The sequence below is a fragment of the Elusimicrobiota bacterium genome (assembly GCA_026388075.1).
GTDB lineage: Bacteria > Elusimicrobiota > Endomicrobiia > Endomicrobiales > JAPLKN01 > JAPLKN01.
In genome coordinates, this window is the sequence record JAPLKN010000001.1 from 1 (window position 1) to 7,395 (window position 7,395).

Genomic DNA, 7,395 nt, shown 5'->3' on the forward strand with positions numbered 1-7,395 from the left:
TCAATTTCTTTTTCAATAATATTCAGATCTTTTGCCCTGAACGGTTTATCTTTATATGCCGGGCAAAAAATGCAGCTATTATCCGTGCATCCCAGTGTAACCTGAAAAATCAAACTGTCAGCTTCGCTGGGCGGCCGAATAACTGTCCCGATGTAAGTGTTTTCTAAATTAAACATTTTTATTCCGTACGTTTGTCAAATTTTAGTAAAAAACTTATAAGTTGAGGTTTATAATAATATCTGCAAACTTTATCACCAAAGGAATTTCAGCGGGTCAATGGATTTGCCGTTTCTTTTTATCGTGAAATGCAGATGCGGTCCGGTAGAACGCCCCGTGGATCCGCTTCTTGCTATCAGTTTTCGGGCTTGAACCCTTTGCCCGCTTTTTACATATATTTTAGACAAGTGCCCATAATGCGTTTCATACCCGTTCTGATGCCTGATGAAAATAGCTTTGCCGTAGTGCCCCGCATCATTTCCTGCAAAAGTAACGACTCCGTCTGCTGACGCGCCTACCCAGGTACCTTCAGGAACCGCAATATCTATCCCTCCGTGAAAACTAGGTTTCCCGGTAACAGGATGGCGGCGTTTCCCGAAAGAACTGCTTAACCTTCCTCCGAGAGGCGAAACAAAAAGTTCGCGCAACTCATATTTTTCCCTCAAACTTTGATTAATTAGATCAATGTCCGGCATTCGCCCTGGGACAAAAATAAATTCGCCTTTTTTTAATTTCTTCACTCCTCCGTTAAACCTATGTAATTCACTTACTTCAATGTCATAACGCTCCGCTATTAGTTTCCAGGTATCTCCTTTTTGAATCTGATGAAGGGTGCCTCCTCTGGAAGGAATAAGAATACGCTGATCAATTTTAACATCATAAGTTTCCATTTGCGGATTGCATCCAAGAATTGAATGAACGGTGTAGCCCCTTTTACGCGCTATTTTCCAAAGATTTTCTTTTCTTTTTACTTTTCCTATAAAAAAACTTGCGCCGGTTACACGTTTTTGCAGATGCGCAAGCCGCATATCCAAATCACTTACAAGAAGCTTTGTGCTGTCAACTTGCTGCGGTTGAACTGATTTTGATGCAAAGCTTTGAGAATCAGCAGTTTTCAAAATATTAAAAAAAGCGAATACAAAGAACGAAGCAACAAATATTTTTATCAACCGTTTAATCATAAAAAATATCGCTAGTGATAACATCCTTTCTTTTTAATGACAGTTTTGACATCTATTTTTAATCGCAGAAGCTTTTACTGCAAAACCCCGTCGCGAATGTTTATGACACGGTCAGCTTTTTGAGCTAATTGAATATTATGGGTTAGATTTACTGTTTAGAGATGCCCTTTTTCTTCCACAAAAAATAGATCGCGGGATAAACCAAAAGTTCCATCAAAAATGACGTGAATATTCCCCCTACCATCGGGGCGGCAATGCGTTTCATCAAGTCGGCACCGATCTCATGGCTTTGAGCCCACATTATGGGAAGAAGGCCTATGAATAACACCGAGGCCGTCATCATTTTCGGCCTTATTCTTTTTACGGCTCCGTCGTGTATCGCGGTCTTCAGATCGCCTATTGAATTGAGCTTCCCGTTCTTTTTCATTTCGTCATGAGCCAGGTCAAGATATAGGAGCATAAAAATACCGGTTTCGGCATCCACGCCCAAAAGCGCGATGATACCCGACCACACGCCGATAGAAAGGTTGTACCCCAAAAGAAACAGTATCCACACCGCGCCGATTAGCGAGAAAGGCACCGCGAGCAGAATAATGAATGTCTTCATATAAGATCTGGTATTCAGATAAAGAAGTATAAAAATTATGAAAAGGGTCAGCGGTATTACGATATTCATTCGCTGCTTTATCCTTTCCATAAGCTCAAACTGGCCCGAGTAGACCAGCGTGTAACCGGCGGGAAGCTTAACCATGCTCTTTAGCTTGGATTTCAACTCGTTGACATAACTGCCAAGATCGCGGTCCGAAACATCTATATAAACATACCCGGCAAGCCGGCCGTTCTCATCCCTTATCATTCCGGGGCCGGTCTCTATTTTTATGTTGGCCAGCTGGGATATCGGCACCTGAGCCCCCGAAGGCGTCGCGATATACGTTCTTTTAACATCGTCAATATTGTTGCGCATTTCTTTGGGGTAGCGGACATTTACCGGGAAACGCTCCCTTCCCTCTACGGTCTGGGTAATGTTCTCCCCGCCTATGGTCGCCATAAGGTTCGTCTGCACGTCTTCTATTGACAGGCCGTATCTGGCTATCTGGTCCCTCTTGATATCAAAAGTCACGAAATATCCGCCGGCGGTCCTTTCAGCGAACACGCTGCGCGTCCCCTTCACGTGACGAACGTGCTCCTCTATCTGTTTGCCGATATCTTCTATCTTATCCAGATTATCGCCGTAGATCTTTATGCCTACTGGGGTGCGGATACCGGTTGTAAGCATGTCCACCCTGCCTTTGATGGGCATTGTCCAGGCGTTGATCTGGCCCGGAAGTTTCAGTTTATCATCCATCTCGTTTATCAGCTCATCCCAGGACATCCTGTCCGGCAACATAAACCTGAACGGATGCTGTAAAAAACCCGGCAGAGATGAATACCATCTGTCCTTATGTCTCCATAAATTCTGGGGTTTTAACATTATCGTAGTTTCCATCATTGACAGCGGAGCCGGATCGGTGGAAGTATCGGCGCGGCCCGCCTTTCCGAAAACGCTTATCACTTCAGGGAACGATTTGATAATTTTATCCTGCAGCTGCAAAAGGTCTTTTGCCTGGTCTATTGATATCCCCGGAAGAGTGGTCGGCATATAAAGTATGGTGCCTTCATTTAGGGGCGGCATAAATTCTTTGCCGAGGCTGAAAAAAACCGGGATGGTCAGGATGAACACAACAAGCGCCGCGGATATTACCGCGTAGGGTTTCTTCAGCACGAAATTCACTACGGGAGTGTATATCCGGTACAAAAAACGCGATATAGTGTTTTTTTCTTCCGGCTGTATTTTTCCGACGAAAACGGTATTGACGGCCGAGCTGAGCCAGGAAGGTTTTATTTTAAAAGGATTAAGCCGCGTTAAAAACATCCTTAAGGCCGGGTCAAGAGTTATGGCAAGGAACGCCGCAAAAAGCATGGCAAAGTTTTTTGTGAAAGCGAGCGGTTTAAAAAGCCTGCCTTCTATCCCTTCCAGGGTAAATATCGGCATGAAAGCTACGGCGATCACAATAAGCGAGAAAAACGTGGGCCGGGCGACCTGTTTTATTGCGTTAATAACGGCTTCCTTGTAATCCCCCTGTCGTTTTTCCTCTATCCACCTTCCGAGCGTTTTGTGAACGTTCTCTCCCGCGACAATTGAAGCGTCCACCATCGCGCCTATTGCGATGGCTATACCGCCCAAAGACATTATATTTGAGGTAAGGCCCATGTAGTACATCGGGATAAAAGATAAGAGAGCGGCTATCGGAAGCGTCGCTATCGGGACCATCGCCGTGGGTATATGCAAAAGAAATATCAGGATTATGAGAGATACAACGATCATTTCTTCAAAAAGTTTATTTTTCAGCGTTGCAATCGCCCGCTCTATCAGTTCCGAGCGGTCATATGTCGGAACAAGTTTTACGCCTTCGGGAAACTGTATTTCGGCAAGCTTCTTTTTGACGGCGCGGATCGTGTTCATAGCGTTTTCTTTATACCGCATCACGACGATGCCGCCAACCGTCTCGCCTGTACCGTTAAGCTCCGCAACGCCGCGCCGGATGTCGGGCCCGATCTGGACCTTTGCCACATTCTTTATCTTTACAGGCACGCCTTTTTCAATTTTTAAAACCGCGTCTTCAATGTCTTTAACCGATTCAATGTAGCCTTTTACGCGGATCATGTACTCGGCTCCCGAAAATTCCAGAAGCCTCGCGCCGGTTTCCTGATTTGCTTTCTTCACGGCGTCCACAACCGAACTTACAGGTATGTTGTGCGCCAGAAGCGAGTTCGGGTCAAGGATAATCTGATATTGTTTTACAAAACCCCCGATGGATGCTACCTCGGAAACGCCTTTTACTGACTGAAGGGCATATTTCAAGTGCCAGTCCTGGAAGGTGCGAAGTTCATCAAGCGAATTCTTGCCGGATTCGTCAACCAGGGCGTATTCATACACCCAGCCCAAGCCTGTGGCATCGGGGCCAAGTTCAACTTTGGCATCAGGAGGCAGCTGTTGAGTAATTTTGGAAAGGTATTCCAGCACCCGTGAACGCGCCCAGTAAACGTCAGTTCCATCTTCAAAGATTATGTAGACATACGAAAAACCGTAATCCGAAAAACCGCGTATGTCTTTTACTTTCGGCGCGCCAAGGAGGGCTGAGATCAGGGGATAGGTTACTTGGTCTTCTATTACCTGCGGCGGGCGGTCCCATTTTGTGTAGATTATTATTTGCGTGTCGGTAAGGTCGGGAATGGCATCAAGAGGAATATTATTTATTGACCACGCGGCCCAGGCAACGGCAAAAATAACCCCCAAAAATACGAACACTTTGTTCTTTGCCGACCAGTCAATAATTTTATTGAGCACGAATAACTTCTCCTTTAGATTTTCTAAATCTATGAGCCCCTGCGCTTAGTTTCCGAAGGAAACTGCAGGGGTCAACTTCCGTTAGATTCTCTGAATAGGAGTCCCCGCGTATAGTTTCCAACGGAAACTGCGGGGGTAGCGACTAATCTTTTTTAACTTTCACCGAAACCTATGGGGGGTCATTTACCTTATTCGCCTTGTCATTCCCGAGGCCGTAATCGGGAATCCAGTCTACAAACTAATCACCAATTGCTAATCACTGCCTATCGCAACTATTTACTTCTTTTGTCCAAAATTAGTTTTTTGCTTACTTCGAAAAACTGTTCTGCGGCGCTAATTAAAGATTCCGCTGTGCCTTCTGACCAATCATCGTAATAGTCGGCATTTTCCCTGAGAAGTTTTGCTTTCTGAAGGCTTTCTACCAGGCTTGCTTGAAGGAGTTTTTTATCAACAAATAAAGCTCTAAGCGCGATAATCAAACAATGATGGCTTTTTTCCCTTAAATTCTCTAAAAACAATAAGGCCCGAGCTGAATGAAACATGGCATAATACGACTGGATCGTGGACCATTTAAAGTTTTTTGCACCAAAACTTTCTTTTGCTGAAGCAAGATCCTGTTCCGCGGTTTTTAATTCTTTTTCTATTAATGCCTCGCCTCTTGAAAATTCCTGTATCTTTTTGCGTTTAAGGCAATCCTGAAATTCAGCATTCATTCCTTCTTCTCCCAAAGCGTTATACCTCTCTGAATCTCTTCAAAAAAAACAGGTTCTTTTTTTTCCATCCCCGAATAAACAACCGGAGTACGCACTATTAACTGCACTTTTCTTTCCAATTTATACTTCCTTATTGCCTCGTTCACTGCCTCCGGGTCCCTCGTAAGAACGAATAAGTCAATATCGCTTTCAAAAGAATCCTCGCCCCTCGCCGAACTGCCAAATAGCACGATCTTTTCAGAAATTTCATTGAGTTTGTTTGTTACGGGAAGCAATGATTCAATATTTTTAAGTATCTTAAATTGTTTAACTATTGGATTAGAATGGTTTACCGAATACAAGAATATCTTTCCCTTTTTTATTCTGTGTACCAGGCCTTCTTTTGAAAGTTCCCTTAGCGACTGATTAAGCCCGCCCTTGCTTATCTTGACATTATCTTGAATTTCCGTAGCAAGGAATTGAGTTCCCGGGAATTTCGCAAGAAATTCAAGTATTTTCTGTGTACTGGTAAATGTAAATATCTTGTTCATTAGAAAAACCTCTTGGTTCATTATACTGAACGTATGTTCATTATAATGAACGAATACCTGTTTGTCAAGGGGTGAGTGTGTCCAATATATTAGATCTGTGTCTATTATGCTGGACCTCTTTATATTTGTCAAGGGAAAGAGTGCTAAGCGGGATGTTCTTAATAGCCCACACCACCCACACTATCATAAAAGCCACGCCTGCCCGCCAAAAAGACCCGACATTCCCGTGAAAACGGGAATCCAGTCTTTGTTTTTGATTTTACTAATCACTCATCACTCATTACTAATTACTGTCTTTTGGAGCCTGGCACGGGTTCTTGGGTTGATTTCAATTAAAACCTAATACCATATTCCTTTTCTTTCTTAAGCAATCCACCTTCATCCCAGATTTCTAAATTAAATCTAAATCTAATCTTGACATTTAAAAAAGATAGCATTTTTTTAAAAGCTTTCTGAATATTATTACTTTCACTAGTTAAGTTTTTATCAGTCGCAATAATAAATACAAAACGCAGATTTTCTTTTGTTTTGCACTGTTCTAATAATACACGTATATCTGCTAAATCATTCATTACGTTGTAAATCCTACCTATATTGTTAATTGATAAATACCAATATTCCTTAATTATCCCTTTTTCCATTATAAAATATAAATTAAAATTTCCCTGCTCTGTTTTTAATTTAATTTCATATTCATTTTTGCCTTTCCCAAAAATAACTGTGCCATCACCCTCTCCATTTAATTTATATTTTGATTGCTTTTGTGCTTTCAAAAGAGATAATATCCGACCTACTCGTGTTGAAATGAGCTCAGAAAAAGGTTCTACTTTATTAATTTTCATTTGCTCAGATTTTGGAATATTATGAAAACCTTTGCTTAAAATATCTTCAACTTGTTTTTTTAGCTTAATGTTTTCCATGCTTAAACCAATTGTCTTATTCTCAATAACATTGCCAAGTCTATCCAATACTGGGTTGTCTGGTCTTTGAGGATTATTCATTATTTCCTTAATACATTTTTTCATTCTCTTTCTAAATATATTTCCGCCCTTTAATGTGGTTTTATAGATAATTGTTCTATACTCTCTCAAATCTGCCGGGACATCATTAATTGACTGTGCAATCAGTATTGTTCTTGGTACTAAAGAATGTCTTACACCTAATTCATAAAATACATTTGGATTCTGTGTTGTTAAATCGGCAATTACGATAAAAGCGTCATATATATTTTCTAGAATATCTTTAATAAATGAACCGGGGTGAAGAATTTCATCGGCGCGCAAAACTTTTAAATCGAATCCAGTTGTTTCTATTGATGGTTTAATGAGGTGCTCATAAATTTCCTTAAATTTCTTATGTTTCTCTGTCCCGTCTTCTCCAATTGGAGAGAGAACAAAACAGACATTACTTTCTTCCGTTTTTATTTTCTTCTGATTATTTGCCGCCAATGTAATTCCCTCAAAAAACCGACTCTATTGAACTGAAATGTGTCACCTATTTAGGTTTTTGTCAAGTAAAGACAAAATAATCCCGTTGGTGATTCCTCACTTTATTAAAGACAATATAAAATCTTAATCCAGTTGCCC

At 41.5% G+C, this 7,395-nt stretch carries 5 protein-coding genes; all 5 read right to left on the minus strand.

The genetic code is table 11. The annotated features are described in order from the left end of the window. Positions 1-251: 251 nt before the first annotated feature. Positions 252-1,178: a M23 family metallopeptidase gene (locus NT145_00005; GenBank protein MCX5781081.1), complete on the minus strand. Its 927-nt coding sequence runs from the start codon at positions 1,176-1,178 to the stop codon at positions 252-254. A 148-nt stretch (positions 1,179-1,326) separates the two neighbouring features. Further along, positions 1,327-4,566 (minus strand): CusA/CzcA family heavy metal efflux RND transporter, encoded by a 3,240-nt coding sequence (locus NT145_00010; protein MCX5781082.1) that lies wholly within the window; start codon positions 4,564-4,566, stop codon positions 1,327-1,329. A gap of 272 nt (positions 4,567-4,838) precedes the next feature. Then, positions 4,839-5,279, minus strand: a complete 441-nt coding sequence (locus tag NT145_00015) for a HEPN domain-containing protein (protein ID MCX5781083.1) — start codon at positions 5,277-5,279, stop codon at positions 4,839-4,841. Continuing rightward, positions 5,276-5,809 carry a nucleotidyltransferase domain-containing protein gene (locus tag NT145_00020; protein MCX5781084.1) on the minus strand — a complete coding sequence of 178 codons (534 nt, stop codon included), beginning with the start codon at positions 5,807-5,809 and terminating at the stop codon, positions 5,276-5,278. The genes NT145_00015 and NT145_00020 overlap by 4 nt, the downstream gene beginning before the upstream one ends. A 332-nt stretch (positions 5,810-6,141) precedes the next feature. Further along, entirely contained in the window at positions 6,142-7,257 is a 1,116-nt protein-coding gene (locus NT145_00025) for a hypothetical protein (protein ID MCX5781085.1), read from the minus strand. Between the last annotated feature and the right edge of the window lie 138 nt (positions 7,258-7,395).